Here is a 16,612-nt window from a genome sequence, read left to right on the forward strand (position 1 = left end):
TTCAATTGGAGAAGTCGTTAAGATATTAATATTTATAAAGGGAGTTAATTTAATGGTTTTACCTAAATTAAGTATAGTAGTACCTATTTACAACGTAGAAGGTTATTTAGAAGAGTGCCTTGATTCACTATTGGAGCAAGCATATAACAATTATGAAGTAATTATGGTTGATGATGGTTCACAAGATAATAGCTCTGATATTATGTTTCAGTATGCTGATAAGTATGAAAACTTTCATGCGTTTAAAAAATCTAATGGTGGCCTAGGGAAAGCTAGAAACTTCGGGTATGAATTTATTACAGGGGATTATGTTACATTTGTTGATTCAGATGACATTATTCCTACGGGCTCATATAAAGCCATGATGAATACAGTTTTACAAACTGGTTCGGATTTTATCATAGGAAATGTTATAAGATTCAACTCTACAAAAGAATTTCCATCTGTATTACATAAAAAAGTATTTAGTGAAAATAAGCTAAAAACACATATTACTGAGTCGCCAGAATTACTGTACGATACAACTGCATGGAACAAAATCTATAAAGTTAGTTTCTGGGAAGAACATGAATTTCAATTTCCAGAAGGAATGTTATATGAGGATATTCCGGTAACAATTCCAGCGCATTTTAAAGCAAAAAGTGTAGATGTATTAACAAGTATTGTATATAAATGGAGAGCGCGGGATGCTGGTGATCAATCTATTACACAGCAAAGAACAGATATTAATAATTTAACAGATCGTTTGAAAGCCTTAGGAATGGTAGATCAACATTTTAGTGAAAATAATATTGATGGACTAGTAAAGGAAGAAAAAGATTTTAAATATCTTAGTATTGATTTACTAGTATACCTTAACCAACTTGATAGAGCTGATGAAGAGTATATAGACACGTATTTTAAGAGTGTATCGGAGTATCTGAAAAATGTAGATATGTCAGTTTTTAAGAGATTAAAAGTTATTGATCGGTTAAAGTATCAGCTGGTGCAAAATAATGAGAAACAAAAGTTATTACAGTTATTAGAGTTTCAAAAAACTGAATTGAAAAATTCTAAACCAATTAAAAAGAATGATGTTTATGTTGCCGATTACCCGTATATTGATCAATTACCAATGGAATTAAGAATATTGGAGGAAGAATTTGAGACAGTTAAAAGAGTAGAAAGTGCAAGTTGGAACGGAAATTGTCTAGAGGTTAAAGGTTATGCTTATATCAAAAATTTAAATGTGAAAAGAAAATCTGATGCTGAGATCAGTGTCTTCATTAGTGATGAGCAAGGCTCGATTAGAATTCCGGTGAAAGATGTAACAATTCATAAACGAACAGACATTACAGCCAAAATGGGTATAGCTATAAGTTCAAAGATTCCTTTAAAAAGAGCATTTAACTACAACTGGTCAGGATTTGAAATTAAAATCAACTTTGATGATATTATAAAATCTTACGAGTTAACAAATGATAAATATTATATTTTCTATTCTATTAAAAACGATGGAGTTGAGAGAACAGTTAGATTAGGACAACCAGTTGCTGGTTTAAAAACAAAGCCTAAGTACAGGGTTTTTGATGGGAATATTATTTATCCAAAGTATAATGCTGCATGGGATATTCGCTTAGAAGTGAATCAAACAAAATCGACAGTGAAAAAAATATATAGAAATAAGAAGCATTTAATCTTTGAAGGAAATACTTTATTCTCATTTGAAAACTCAAAGCTATTACTTATTAATTATGAGCTAAGAAAGTCTATTATAAAACCTTTACAAAAAACAGATAATACAAATGCATTTATGGCAAAAATAGAGGTATCTAAGTTAAGCAAGGTAAAAGACCGTGGGGAATGGTTTGGACATATTGTTGAAAATGGAGAGAAAAATCCTTTAACTCTTATGCCAATTCAATTCAATGAAATTAGTAGTATTGGTGTAAATGAAGTAGAAATTGATCACAGCTCAGCAGGGAACTTGCTAGTTAGACTGGATAAATTCTTCCCTAAAGTAGAAACATTAAAAATTGTTAATAACAGAGTTGAGCTGAGCATTAAAGTTGCAAACAATTTTTATCTTGGCATTGACAGGGAAAATATTGAACACAATTTAATGATTGAAAAAATGAATGGACAAGAACAGATAAATATGAAAATGAGTAAGTCTGAAATCAATAAGGGACATACACTTTTATATTTTGAATTTCCATTATATAAAGACAAGGTATCTATGTTTGAAAGTGGACGTTGGCAGTTAAAGTTAAAGACAACTGGACAAAAGAATTTAGAAAGTAGAATAGAATTTAAGAAAGAAAATATGGATAGTGTTCGAACAATTTTTCAAGATTATAAATATGTAATTTACCGTTCAAAGAATACTAATCTTTTAACATTGAGAGTGGAACCTGAGTGGAAGTGGATTGAAAGGGGTCCAAGAAGGCAAGAGGTAATTAGAAAAGTGCTATATCCTTTAATGAGATTATTACCTTTGAAAAAGAAAGATGTAGTATTTGAATCTTATTGGGGCAAAAATTTCGAATGTAATCCAAGAGCTGTCTATGAGTATATTGATGAATATAAAAAAGACTACAAAACAGTTTGGTTTTTAAGAGATCATCATACAAATGTACCAGGAAACGCAGAAACAGTTAGAATTAATTCGTTAAAGTATTATTATCATTTGGCAACAGCTAAACATTTTGTAAACAATGTAAACTTCCCTGATTTTTATGAAAAGCGTAAAAATGTAACTGAAATTCAGACGATGCATGGAACACCGTTAAAAACTTTAGGTTTAGATGCACCAGGAGAAGTCGTTGGTGAAGTTCAGAAGGAGAAGTTTTTAAGAAGATGTCACCGTTGGGATTATTTATCAGTTCCAAGTGATTATGTTTCTGATATTGCCAAAAGCGCATATGATTTCAATAATAAGTTTTTAAAAGTTGGTTATCCGAGAAATGATAAATTATTTAGCGATAATAATAAAGAGAGTATTAATAAAATCAAAGAAAAGATGGGTATACCTGTAGATAAAAAAGTGATTGTTTACGTTCCAACATGGAGAACAAAGGGTAAATTTAGAATGCCTATAAATCTGAATCAACTAAAACAAAATTTTGGTGATGAGTATATATTTATTGTTAAGCTACATCATTTTTCGAAAAAAGGATTCTCATTAAGTGAGTACGAAGGTTTTGCTTACGATTATAGTCATTATGATGATATTCGAGATATGTATTTAATAGCTGATATTTTGATTACTGACTATTCATCAGTTATGTTTGATTATTCATTATTAAATAAACCAATGCTATTTTACACGTACGATTATGATAATTATAAAAATAAATTACGAGGTATGTATGTTGACTTTGAAGAAGAGGCACCAGGTCCACTTATCGAAGATACAGAGACACTTGTAAAAGAAATTCAGGATATTGCTACATTCTCAAAAAAGTATCAAGAGAGAATCATACGTTTTCAAGAAAAATATAATCAATTTGATGATGGAAGAGCATCTGAAAAAATTGTTAACGAATTGTTTTAAAATTGGCTTGAAAGTTGAATATAGGGAGTCTAAGAAATAATCTAAGACTTTAGGGCAGAGGAACATTTATATTATGATTTGAAGAAAGTATATATTCAATCTTTATATACAGTGTTAGCCAATAAGGTGGCATACATGTTAGATAATCTACAACTAACTATTGAAATGGATAAAATTATGAAGCTCATGGGAATGAATTAAATCTTTTTTTTCAGAAGCTTACAGTGAAAAGTGGATTGTGCTATTTAATAAATTTAAAAAACAATAATGGATTAAGATTTACTTATTTCCAGTTTTAGTTTGTGAAAAATAAGATTTATAACTCAGTTATTATATTTTAAGTAAAAGAACTCAAAGCTAAGTGAACTATATTTATGTCACTTAGCTTCTTATGTAAATAATAACGCTTTTAACGCTGTTAAGATGGCGAGGGAGGATTATTTTGAAACAGATTACAGTCATAGGTGCAGGAAGCTGGGGAACAGCGTTATCTATGGTTCTTGCGGATAACGGACATGAAGTAAGGATTTGGGGGAATAAGGCGGAACAAATCCATGAAATTAATGAGAAGCATACGAATGAAGCATATTTACCGGGGATTCAACTTTCTAAAACAATAAAAGGATACGAGTCTCTAGAGGAAGTAATGGATGGGATAGATACGGTACTATTAGTTGTTCCAACGAAAGCGATTCGTAGTGTAATACAACAACTAAAGGAAGTTGTAAAACAACCGATAACAATTATCCATGCAAGTAAAGGAATTGAACCAGGATCATTTAAACGTATCTCAGAAATGATTGAAGAAGAGATGCCGAAAGAGTTAATAGAAAGTGTTGTTGTTCTTTCAGGGCCAAGCCATGCAGAAGAGGTAAGTCTTCGTCATCCTACTACTGTAACTGCTGCGTCATATCATCTACAGGCTGCAGAAAAAACACAAAAGCTATTTATGAATACAAATTTCCGTGTTTATACAAATCGAGATGTGATTGGTGTTGAATTAGGCGGGGCACTAAAGAATATTATTGCCCTTGGCGCAGGAATCTCAGATGGTCTTGGTTACGGAGATAACGCAAAAGCAGCGTTAATTTCCAGGGGACTAACGGAAATTACACGATTAGGGTGTGAGATGGGAGCAAATCCGCTTACTTTTGCGGGATTAACAGGTGTCGGTGATTTAATTGTGACTTGTACAAGTGTTCATAGTCGAAATTGGCGAGCTGGAAATTTACTTGGTAAGGGTCATAATTTAGAAGAAGTATTAGGGAATATGGGCATGGTGGTAGAAGGTGTTCGTACAGCTGAGGCAGCATATCATTTAGCTGAAAAAATGAGTATTGAAATGCCGATTACGATTGCGATATATAATGTTTTATTTAATGGAAAAAATGCAAAAGAAGAGGTAGACGCATTAATGGGAAGAACGGGAAAAGGCGAGGTTTCGCGTTAATGTATCGTAAGTATGAAGCGACTGAATTAGAAGGTGTGTAAATAACATGGGATTTATAAGAAGAATAAAAAATCACCGTATTGTAAAAAAACTATGTAAGGCAGTATTTCTTTTCTGTAGTTGTTTGCCTCCAAAAAGGAAGTTAATTTTATTTGAGAGTTATTCCGGAAAACAATATAGTTGTAATCCACGAGCTATGTATGAATACATGTTACAAAATGACATGGACTTTCAAATGGTTTGGAGTGTAAATAAAAATTACACAGCGCAGTTTGATAAAGAAAATATCCCATATGTAAAAAGATTTTCAATTCGTTGGTTTATTTTATTGGCACGTGCGCAGTATTGGATAACAAATAGTAGAATGCCACTTTGGCTTCCTAAGCCAAGGCATACTATTTATATACAAACTTGGCACGGTACACCTCTTAAGAAATTAGCGGGTGATATGAAAGAAGTTCATATGCCAGGTACAACAACTGAAAAGTATAAGGACAACTTTCATCGTGAAGCACAAAACTGGGATTATTTACTTTCCCCTAATGTATATTCGACTGAAATATTTAAGAGGGCTTTTCAATTTCAAAAAACTGTTGTTGAAGCAGGATATCCTCGTAACGATTTCTTATATGTAAATAATAATTCTAAGGCAATCGATACATTAAAGAAACAGAATGGATTACCTATAGATAAAAAAATTATTTTATATGCCCCAACGTGGCGAGACGATCAGTTTTATAGTAAAGGTCGATATAAATTAGATTTACAATTAGATTTAAATCTTTTGCAGAAACAATTAGGTTCAGATTATATCATTTTGTTACGCATGCACTACTTAGTTGCAGAACAGTTTGATTTAGAACCGTATAAAGGGTTTGTGTATGATTTCTCTAAGCATGTCGATATAAATGAGCTGTATTTACTATCTGACTTGTTAATTACAGATTACTCTTCAGTCTTTTTTGACTATGCGAATTTGAAACGACCAATCATTTTCTACACGTATGATATTGACTCGTATCGTGATAAGTTAAGAGGTTTTTATTTTGACTTAGAGACAGAAGCTCCTGGTCCAGTTGTGATGAATACGGAAGAAGTGCTTGAGGAAATATTAAGATTCGAAACTCTAGGTTTAGGTGAATTTGCAGGGAAATATAATACCTTCTATAATAATTATTGTTATTTAGAAGATGGTTTTGCTTCTAAACGAGTAGTAGAGAAAATATTCTTCGGAGAGGCACAGTAAAGATGAACTCAATGATTATGGTATTAAAAGAACAGGTAAACAGTCTATATTTAATTCAACGTTTATCTATTTATCAAGTAAAAAGTGCAAATAATAATAATTATTTAGGACTTGTGTGGGAAGTTTTGAATCCTCTCATACAGATAAGTATTTATTGGTTTGTATTCGGCTTTGGGATTCGGGGTGGTCAAGGAGTAAATGGAGTACCATTTGTTTATTGGTTATCTGCAGGGCTTGTTGTATGGTTTTTTGTACAACCAGCAATGCTACAAGCATCTAAGTCTATTTATACAAGGTTAAACATGATTTCGAAGATGAGTTTTCCAATGAGTGTTATCCCAAGCTTTGTAATTATGTCTAATCTTTATCAGCATTTGATACTTATCGGTATTGTGACAATTTTATTTTTAGTAACGGGTCAAGGTATTTCTATTCATTATATTCAGCTTGTTTATTATATGTTTGCTACCCTTATGTTAATATTTTCACTCTCCTTAATTACGTCAACGTTAGCAACAATTGTGAGAGATGTTCAAATGATTGTTCAATCAATTATGCGAATGTTGCTATACTTAACGCCTATATTATGGACACCTGAAAAATTACCATCGTTTCTTCAAAAAATTATGCAGTTAAATCCATTTTGCTATATTGTAGATGGATATCGTGCTTCTTTACTAGGAACAAGCTGGTTTTATCAAGATCTAAATTATACATTATATTTTTGGTCGTTTGTCCTTGTTACGTTGTTAATTGGTGCAACGCTACATGTGAAATTTAGAAAGCACTTTGCAGATTATCTATGATGAGGGTTGTAAAAAATGAATGAATCAGTGAGGTTTCATAATGTAACAAAAAAATATAAAATGCATAGCAAAAACTCTGAGAAATTAAAGGATATTCTGTATCCTGGAGGATTTGGTGAAGACTTTTATGCATTAAGAAATTTAGAATTTGAGGCTCAAAAAGGCGATGTTATTGGTATTGTTGGGGTAAATGGTTCTGGGAAATCTACAATGTCTAATTTGATTGCTGGAATTACACCGCCTACAACTGGAAGTATAGACATAAAAGGGAAAGTCGCACTTATTGCAATCGCAGCTGGTCTTAATAATCAATTGTCAGGTAGAGAAAACATTGAGCTTAAATGCTTAATGATGGGAATGAGTAAAGCACAAATTGAAAAGTTAACACCTGAAATTATTGATTTTGCTGATATAGGTAAGTTTATTGATATGCCAGTAAAAAAATATTCTAGCGGGATGAAATCGCGTTTAGGATTCGCGATTTCAGTTAGTATTAATCCAGATGTACTCGTAATTGATGAAGCTTTATCAGTAGGTGATCAAACATTTGCTGATAAATGTTTAAACCGTATGAATGAATTTAAAGAACAGGGCAAAACAATATTTTTTGTTAGCCATTCTTTAGGACAAGTGAAAAAATTCTGTACAAAGGCTCTATGGCTTGAATACGGTGAAATTAGAGACTATGGTCCTATTGAGGAAGTAATGCCGAAGTATGAAAGTTTCTTAAAAGAATATAAGGCAATGAGTAAAGAAGAGCAGCAAAACTTCAAAAAAGAAGCAATGGAGAAACAGGCGGGAAAAGGGTTGGCAGAGGTAAATATTGCTTCAAAGGAGGTTCCAAAAGAGGTTCCAAAAGAAGCTTCCAATTATGCACCTAGATTAAGTGGAGCGCATGTTCACAGTAAGAATAATCGAATCAAACGTAAGTATATTGCTGGCTTAATTGGTGTATTACTAATTACAACTATAAGTGGATTGACGTATTGGCAAAGGGATAATATCTTTTCTCCTTTACAGGCTAAAGAACAAAAGAAAGAACAATCTAGACAAGCAAAGGTTGTTAAACAAGAGAAGAATCCATTAGCTGATTTAGATGTTCGGTATGTAAATTCTGCTAAAGCTCGTGTGAGAAGTGTGCCAGCGTTAGAGGGACAAGCGATTGCTACTATGGTATTTGGAACACCTTTTGTGGTAAAGGATCAGAAAAAAGATGAAAAATCTGGGGTCAATTGGTTGAAGGCTATTTATGATAATGGGGAAGAAGGATGGGTTAGTGAAGAGATAGTAAGCTCAATTCCATTTACTCATGCATTATCTTATGAGGATGTTGTAAATAAAATAAAAAAATTAGAAGGTACTTCTCAAAATCTGGAACAAGCCCTTACTTTTTTAGGTAAGCGTAAAGAGGATGTTACTAGTATAATAGGTATTCCTCAAAATGAAGAAAAAGTACCAGAAGGAGTACTAACAAAATATAAAGAAATTGATGTTTTATATAATAATCAATTGATTGTTAAACAGGTAAGTCTTAAGAACGTAAATATATTGAAGGCAACGTTGTTAGAACAATTGGGTGAAGCACAATTGAAAAACGAAGATAGTTCTTTATTAATTTATCGATCTGATAAGTTTGATTTTAAGTTTGCTTCTAATGGTTCAACAATTGAGCAAATATTCATCTCTGATATGTTAAAATAAGGAAAATTATTGATGTAATAAGTGTGTTTGTTAATTGTTCAATCAAGTAAATATAAAAAAATATATATTACTAGGAGGAATATCATTGAAAAAAGTAAGAAAAGCTATTATTCCAGCAGCTGGATTAGGGACTCGCTTCCTACCAGCAACAAAAGCAATGCCAAAAGAAATGTTACCAATTGTTGATAAACCAACAATTCAATATATCGTGGAAGAGGCAATTGCGTCTGGAATTGAAGATATTATTATCGTAACAGGAAAAGGAAAACGTGCAATTGAAGATCATTTCGATCATTCCTTTGAATTAGAACAAAACTTACTATCAAAAGGAAAGTATGAAACTCTTGAAAAAGTACAAGAATCTTCAAAGATCAATATTCATTATATTCGCCAAAAAGAGCCTAAAGGTTTAGGACATGCTGTGTGGTGTGCACGTAAATTTATTGGAAACGAACCATTTGCAGTATTACTTGGTGATGATATTGTGCAAGCGGATACGCCGTGCTTACGCCAATTAATGAATCAATATGAGAATACACAATCATCGGTAATTGGTGTTCAAACTGTTCCAGAGAATGAAACGCATCGCTATGGTATTATTGATCCGTTAGAGAAAAAGGATCGCAGTTATCAAGTGAGTAAATTTGTTGAAAAACCTGCTAAAGGAACAGCACCATCTAATTTAGCGATTATGGGACGTTACGTGTTAACGCCAGAAATCTTTATGTTCTTAGAAGATCAACAAACTGGAGCAGGCGGAGAAATTCAGTTAACAGATGCGATTCAGCGTTTAAATGAAATTCAACGTGTATTTGCATATGATTTCGAAGGAAAACGCTATGATGTTGGAGAAAAGCTTGGATTCATTCAAACAACTGTTGAAATGGCACTACAACATGAAGAGTTAAAGAAAGAGCTATTAGATTATATGAAAAAGTTAGTGGAAAGCGAAATGATTTGTAACTAAGCTTTAACGATACAAAAAAGAACTTAAGTCTATTTCATTAGAAATAAGTTTTTGTAGATTCCAGTCAATATGTTGGGGAAAAATTAAGTCTATGTTAGTTTTGGAATGGGACTTTCTAATGTTATTTCTCTTTCATTAATCGTCAAAAGAGGATAATATTGTTTCATTTATTTATAAATGGTTATCGGCTACTTATAGTATGCTACTATTTTGCTTCATTTTTTAATAAGAGGACCTCAACTCTATAATTCAACAATTGTTTTTAAACTCTTTTATAAGCGGTTGTTGGACATATAGATACCGTCACAAGAATTTAATTGGGTAATATGCATATGACTATACGATCTTTACTTCCTTGCAATAATTATTTATGAGATTATGTGTGAATTTATATGAAGATAATTGAATGGGATATTCTAGGTAGAGAGTGAATTGGACGTATAAATTTATATTGACGGGGGTATTATCAAGAACTAAAATGAATAATACATGAGTATATTATGATTAATGAAACGAAACGTTTGTTTTGTTAATCAAATCTATACTTGAAAAGTTCAATTTTCTTATCTTGCATTAAATTACATTGAATATATAAATATTAATTTAAATATATAAATATTAATTTAAATATACAAATGTTAATTTAAATATACGTGTTAACGCTAGGATAAATATGTATAATTTTGATTGATTTCCCCTAACTATGAAAAGTAAATATACATAGGTATATAGTTGAAAACTTACAGAGTAAGGCTTTGTTTAAAAGACTGTGCAATGTTCTATGTGGAGGATACTAACACTAATTCCTTTATAGTGTTACATGAAATAATGTAACACTATAAAGGGATTTTTGAGGATTTATTCATGCTTTAGGGTCAGTCATTGTAATAAAAATTAGGAGTGATTTTGTACATCTTTGAACAAGTGGAAATATGTATATTCGGATGGTGATTTGTAAATATATTCAGATGTAAATTAAATGATGTTGTTCAATATATATGTAACTTCATTTTTAATCAATTAAATAATAGTGGAGGGGAAGTATGGAGAAGGAAATAAATTTAAAAAGCTTGTTTAATATTATAAAAAGAAGATTTTGGATTATGGCAGTAATCACAATATTGGCCGGATTAGTTGGTGGGATATACAGTTTTTTTATGAAAACGCCTTTATATTCATCTTCCGCAAGGATCCTTATTCCGGCAAATCCTGAAGCAATGGGTACACTTAAAGTGATGATTAAAGAACCTGTTGTTTTAGAAAAAGTAGCGCAGCAACTAAATTTGAAAAAATCAGCAGGCGCATTAAGCGGACAGATAAGTGTTGGAAAGGTGGAAGAATCACAGATTGTCACTATAACAGCTATAGATACTAATCCAGTGCAGGCTGCCCAAATTGCTAATGTTACAGCAAATGTTTATAAAGAAGAAGCAAAATCTGTTATGAATTTCGGAAGTGTTCGTATTTTAACAGAAGCAAACGCACAAGGAAACCCTTCGCCAATAAACTTAAATCATGCAGGTACGATAGAGCTGGCCATGGCTGCCGCATTTATATTGAGTATAGGGATCGTTTTCTTATTGGATTCCCTTGATGAAACAATTAAATCGGAACGTGATATTGAAAAGTTACTACCGATCCCTGTTTTAGGAAGTGTTTCCCAAATGAAAAAAAATAATATAATAGATAAAAACAGTAAGAAAGAAAGTGTAATGGTAGGAGGAAAAACATTTGATTCTTAATAAAAAACAAAGTCGTCCTCTTGATAATAGTAATTTAATTGCGCATACAGCTCCGAATTCGAAGGTTGCTGAGGAGTATCGAACAATTCGTACTAATCTTCAGTTTGTATCTGAAGCAGATAAAAAAAGAACTATAATAATTACTTCTCCTGGATATGGGGAAGGAAAAACCATTACTGTGGCAAATTTGGCGGTTTCTATGGCTCAGCAGGATGAAAGGGTCTTAGTCATTGATGCGGATTTAAGAACTTCAGAACTACATAAAATTTTTGGAATAGAAAATAGATGGGGATTAACAAATATCCTAGAGGGAAAAGTAACGCTAGAGAAGGCGGTAATTCAGACGGAAATCAAAAATGTACATGTTTTAACAAGTGGTTCTGAAGTTAAAAATCCAGCTGAGCTACTTAGCTTACCATCCATGCAAGATTTAATTAACAAAGTAATAGAACAATATGACGTTATTTTATTTGACTCTTCACCTCTTTTGGAAGTAACAGACACGAGTATACTAGCTAGTCAGTGTGATGGCGTATTGTTGGTATTAAGTTGCAATCAAACTGCTAGTGAAGCGGTAGTTGAAGCAGAAAGAGTGTTAGGTTTAAGCAACAGTAGGTTTCTAGGGGCTATTTTGAATAAAAAGGTATAAGAGCTTTATTCAAATCAGTTATGCGGACGATGCTCATACAGTACTTTTTAGCTCATAGGGTAAGGAGGAAGGACATTCTTCGGTAGAGAATGAAAGGTCACCTATAAAAAAAGTATATGGTACGGTGATGTCTCCTTACCGCTATCAATGGAGGCACTCGATTATGCTGTGGGTTAAAACACCTTAGACGTTAGTCGTCAAGAGCGTGATGTGAGGGAGGGTTAAATGCCCGTGTTTATTTGAAGTTTCTGTCTAGAAAGTCTTTTTGAAGGATCTTGTAGACAGGAACTTTATATTAGTTAGTCATTTATTTCCTTCCTTAAATCTTTAGTTAGATATATAGATAAAAATATTAGTTACAAAAAATTGAGAGAGGGGCCTATTATGACGTATCATCAAAGATTGTTTCTATTAATTTTAGTAGATTCCTTAATTGTATTAACCACGATTTTCTTTAGTCGCTTTTTAGTAAGTGCTGATTTCCACGTTATAACATTGCCTATTGTAGCAAGTGCGATGACCTTGCTTCTTAGCCATCATATTTTTTCTTTTATTTATAAGCTATATAAAAAAGCATGGGAGTATGCAAGTATAGGCGAACTACTCATTATTTTGAAAGCAGTTACACTTTCTATTATCACAACAGCAGTAGTACAAAAAATATTACTCCATGATATTTATTTCCGTCTACTTGTTGTTACTTGGATGATCCATGTTTTATTGATCGGAGGATCACGTTTTTTATGGCGAATGTTCCGAGATGCTTATATCCAAAAGGGTGACAATAAAAAACGAACGCTAATTATTGGTGCAGGTTCTGCAGGTACAATGGTTGTACGGCAGTTGTTGAATAATAATGAAACAGAATTACTACCAGTTGCTTTTATTGATGACAATATAAAGAAACACGGACTGGATATACTTGGAATACCAGTGGTCGGGGGAGTGAATCGCATTGAATCTACTGTTCAGAAATTAGGCATCGACAGTATCATCATAGCAATTCCTTCACTTAGTAAGAAAGAATTAAATATGATTTTCCAAGAGTGTTCTAAGACAAAAATGAAAACACAAATTCTTCCGATGTTAGAGGATTTAGTGACTGGAAAGGTTTCAGTAAATGAATTTCGTGATGTTCAGGTAGAAGATTTATTAGGGCGTGAGCCGGTTGAATTAGATATTGAAAGTATTTCAGATTTTATAACTAATAAAGTTATTTTAGTAACTGGTGCAGGTGGCTCAATTGGGTCTGAAATTTGTCGTCAAATCGCACATTTTAACCCAAAACAATTGATTTTATTAGGTCATGGTGAAAATAGTATCTATTCCATTGAAATGGAATTAAAAGAGCTATACAGTGACACCGATATTATCTTTACTACAGAAATTGCTGATGTACAGGATGATATGAAAATGATGTCAGTCATGAGTCAATATCATCCTCAAGTTGTTTATCATGCTGCTGCACATAAGCATGTACCCTTAATGGAACGTAATCCTGAAGAAGCGATAAAAAATAATTTGATCGGGACAACAAACGTAGCAACAGCAGCAAGTTGGCATGGAGTTGAGACGTTTGTAATGATTTCTACAGATAAAGCTGTGAATCCTACGAGTGTAATGGGAGCGACAAAAAGGCTTGCTGAAATGGTAATCCAAAACTTAGACAAAACAAGTAGTACGAAATTTGTGGCTGTACGATTTGGAAATGTATTAGGAAGCCGTGGTAGTGTTATACCACTGTTCAAAAAGCAAATTAAGCAAGGGGGACCAGTGACTGTCACTGATCCAAAAATGATTCGTTACTTTATGACAATTCCAGAAGCATCTAAACTTGTAATACAGGCTGGGGCATTAGCTAAAGGTGGGGAGATATTCATTTTGGATATGGGTGATCCTGTCAAAATAGTGGATCTTGCGAAAAACTTAATTACATTATCAGGACATTCATTAGATGAGATACAAATAAAGTTCACTGGAATGAGACCTGGAGAGAAGCTTTTTGAAGAATTGTTGAAAAAAGAAGAAGTGCATGAGCAACAAATCCATCCTAAAATTTACATAGGCAAAACATCAAATCTTTATATAAAAGAAATTGAAGAAATTATTCAAACATACCCTAATTTTGAGAAATTAGAATTGAGAGAACAGGTATTGGCATTGGCAAATAACCGTATAGCTTCGCAAAATATAGTGTGAATGTCGATTTGAATACGTGCGTTTAGATACGTATTTTACTATTTAGAAAAATGAAGTATGTACAGGTTACAGGCTGTTTAGACAGATTATAACGAGTGTAGGGTGATATATGTGGGAAATAAAGTATTGTTCTGTGCAACAGTAGATATTCATTTTAAAGCATTTCACTTGCCGTATATGAAATGGTTTAAAGAACAGGGATGGGAAGTTCATGTTGCTGCTGCCGGCAACATGGATCTTCCATACGTGGATAAGAAGTATGAACTTTCTATTCAAAGATCCCCTTTGCAGCCCAAGAACATTAAGGCTTATAAAGAGTTGAAAGCTATCATTGATAAAAATGGATATAAAATTATTCATTGCCATACACCAATGGGGGGGGCCCTTACACGTTTGGCAGCAAGAAATGCTAGAAAATATGGAACAAAGGTTTTATATACTGCTCACGGATTCCACTTTTGTAAAGGTGCCCCGCTAATAAATTGGTTATTATATTATCCTATTGAAAAAGTAATGGCAAATTACACAGACTGTCTGATCACAATAAATCAAGAGGATTATGATCTGGCTGTTCAGCGGCGTTTCAAAGCAGTTGAAATTGAACAAGTACACGGAGTGGGAGTAGACACAGAATACTTTAAACCAGCTGATGAGAGTCAAAAGCTTTATCTGAGGAGTGAGATGGGATATAAGCCCACTGATTTCTTGATGTTCTATGCGGCTGAGTTTAATAAAAATAAAAATCAACAATTTTTGATTCGATCATTGGCTCTAATAAAGGATAGTGTCCCAAACGCAAGGCTTCTATTGGCTGGAAACGGTCCCTCACTAGAGGATTGTAAAGATCTGGCTAAACAAATTGGCGTATTTGAAATGGTGGACTTCCTTGGTTATCGGAATGATATCTCGAAAATTTTATCCGCCTGCGATATTGCGGTTGCATCGAGTCTTCGCGAAGGTCTGCCGGTTAATATTATGGAGGCCATGGCTTGTGGGTTACCGATAATTGCAAGTGAGAACAGAGGACATTTGGAACTTGTAGAGGATAAAGTAAATGGCTATATCATTTCCAATCAAGATGCTCAAATGTTTGGTTTAAGAGTACTAGAGATGAACAAATCAAAAGACGTACTTGTAAAAATGGGTATTGAAAGCAAAAAGAAAATGCATAAATATTCGATTATTCAAGTTGAATCTGAATTGAGTTCTATTTATGGGAAATACATTCTGGAGGAAACAGATGAAACCGAAAATCAGTATAATAGTTCCTGTCTATAATGTTGAAACTTTATTAGGAAGGTGTTTAAACAGCCTAACGTCACAAACACTCGAAGATATCGAAATCATTATGGTAAACGATGGCTCAACAGATAAGAGTGCAGGTATACTTAATGAGTACGCAAAGAAAGATAAAAGAATTATAGTGATTGAAAAAGAAAACGGTGGTGTTTCTTCAGCAAGAAATGCAGGTATTCAAACCGCGAGCGGAGAATATATTGGGTTTGTTGATCCGGATGATTGGATAGACATGGACATGTACGAAACCTTGTATCAGGAAGCAGTTCAAGGTAAGGCAGACGTTGTTATGTGTACATATACTCGTGAATTTGGAAGTCATTCAAAAGAGAAGAAATTTGATCTTCCTGAAAAAGTTTGTTATGAAGGCGAAGAAATTAAGGCAAACGTAATGAGACGTTTAATCGGTCCTATAAATGAAGAAATAGGAAATCCAGAATTCTTAGATGCTTGGGGAACTGTTTGGTCAAAGCTTTATCGTTCTGAGGTTATTAAAGAAAACGCGATTCAGTTTGTGGATTTAAGTTTTATTGGTACAAATGAGGACTCATTATTTAATATACAGACATTTTATTATGTTGATAAATTTGTTTTTTTAAATAAGCCTTTTTATCATTACTGGAAGACAAATGCAGCTTCCGTCACGTCTAATTACAAACCGGAATTGATGAACCAATGGTTTAATCTTTATGACATAATCGAGCAATTTTTAGAAGATAAGCAGCTATCAGGAAATTTTCGATTAGCCTTAAATAATCGTATTTGTCTTAATACGCTCGGACTTGGCTTAAATACAATGAGTAAAAGTAATCGCATATCTCCATTAACGAAATTTAACAGATTAAGTAAAATACTAAATGATAATCGGATAAGGCGTTCTTTTAAACAATTAGAGATGAATCACTTCCCTATTGTTTGGAAGGCGTTTTACTTTTGCGTAAAATATAGGTTTACCGCAGGGTATTATTTTATGTTAGTGGCAATAGATTCACTCAGAAAGATGATGAGATAGGAGTGGTAC

Annotated in this window: 11 protein-coding genes; all 11 read left to right on the forward strand. The window is 33.0% G+C overall.

Annotated elements, in window-relative coordinates; translation table 11 throughout:
• Nucleotides 1-52 precede the first annotated feature (52 nt).
• Nucleotides 53-3,535, forward strand: a complete 3,483-nt coding sequence (locus MHH71_RS17090; protein WP_006096634.1) for a bifunctional glycosyltransferase/CDP-glycerol:glycerophosphate glycerophosphotransferase — start codon at nt 53-55, stop codon at nt 3,533-3,535.
• Nucleotides 3,536-3,977: 442 nt separating this feature from the next.
• Entirely contained in the window at nt 3,978-4,985 is a 1,008-nt protein-coding gene (locus tag MHH71_RS17095) for an NAD(P)H-dependent glycerol-3-phosphate dehydrogenase (RefSeq protein ID WP_006096632.1), read from the forward strand.
• Nucleotides 4,986-5,031: 46 nt separating this feature from the next.
• Nucleotides 5,032-6,231 carry a CDP-glycerol glycerophosphotransferase family protein gene (locus MHH71_RS17100; RefSeq protein WP_033799256.1) on the forward strand — a complete coding sequence of 400 codons (1,200 nt, stop codon included), beginning with the start codon at nt 5,032-5,034 and terminating at the stop codon, nt 6,229-6,231.
• 2 nt (nt 6,232-6,233) lie between these two features.
• A complete protein-coding gene (locus MHH71_RS17105) occupies nt 6,234-7,037 on the forward strand; it encodes an ABC transporter permease (protein ID WP_033799255.1) in 804 nt (267 codons plus the stop codon).
• A 15-nt stretch (nt 7,038-7,052) separates the two neighbouring features.
• Nucleotides 7,053-8,738, forward strand: a complete 1,686-nt coding sequence (gene tagH / locus MHH71_RS17110; RefSeq protein WP_006096629.1) for a teichoic acids export ABC transporter ATP-binding subunit TagH — start codon at nt 7,053-7,055, stop codon at nt 8,736-8,738.
• 85 nt (nt 8,739-8,823) lie between these two features.
• The gene (gene galU, locus MHH71_RS17115) at nt 8,824-9,705 is read left to right on the forward strand and encodes a UTP--glucose-1-phosphate uridylyltransferase GalU (protein ID WP_033799254.1); all 882 of its coding nucleotides are present in this window, start codon (nt 8,824-8,826) and stop codon (nt 9,703-9,705) included.
• Between the two features lie 1,043 nt (nt 9,706-10,748).
• Entirely contained in the window at nt 10,749-11,447 is a 699-nt protein-coding gene (locus tag MHH71_RS17120) for a YveK family protein (RefSeq protein ID WP_006096627.1), read from the forward strand.
• The gene (locus MHH71_RS17125) at nt 11,437-12,096 is read left to right on the forward strand and encodes a CpsD/CapB family tyrosine-protein kinase (RefSeq protein WP_033799253.1); all 660 of its coding nucleotides are present in this window, start codon (nt 11,437-11,439) and stop codon (nt 12,094-12,096) included. Before MHH71_RS17120 ends, MHH71_RS17125 begins: the two co-directional genes overlap by 11 nt.
• Before the next feature lie 384 nt (nt 12,097-12,480).
• A complete protein-coding gene (locus MHH71_RS17130; RefSeq protein ID WP_006096625.1) occupies nt 12,481-14,295 on the forward strand; it encodes a polysaccharide biosynthesis protein in 1,815 nt (604 codons plus the stop codon).
• 111 nt (nt 14,296-14,406) lie between these two features.
• Complete coding sequence (locus tag MHH71_RS17135) at nt 14,407-15,573, forward strand: glycosyltransferase family 4 protein (RefSeq protein WP_033799252.1); 1,167 nt, start codon at nt 14,407-14,409, stop codon at nt 15,571-15,573.
• Nucleotides 15,536-16,603, forward strand: coding sequence for a glycosyltransferase (locus tag MHH71_RS17140; protein WP_033799251.1), 1,068 nt, complete (start codon nt 15,536-15,538; stop codon nt 16,601-16,603). Before MHH71_RS17135 ends, MHH71_RS17140 begins: the two co-directional genes overlap by 38 nt.
• The last annotated feature ends 9 nt before the right edge of the window (nt 16,604-16,612 follow it).

The sequence above is a fragment of the Bacillus sp. FSL H8-0534 genome (genome assembly GCF_038005885.1).
In the GTDB taxonomy this organism is placed as follows: domain Bacteria; phylum Bacillota; class Bacilli; order Bacillales; family Bacillaceae_G; genus Bacillus_A; species Bacillus_A pseudomycoides.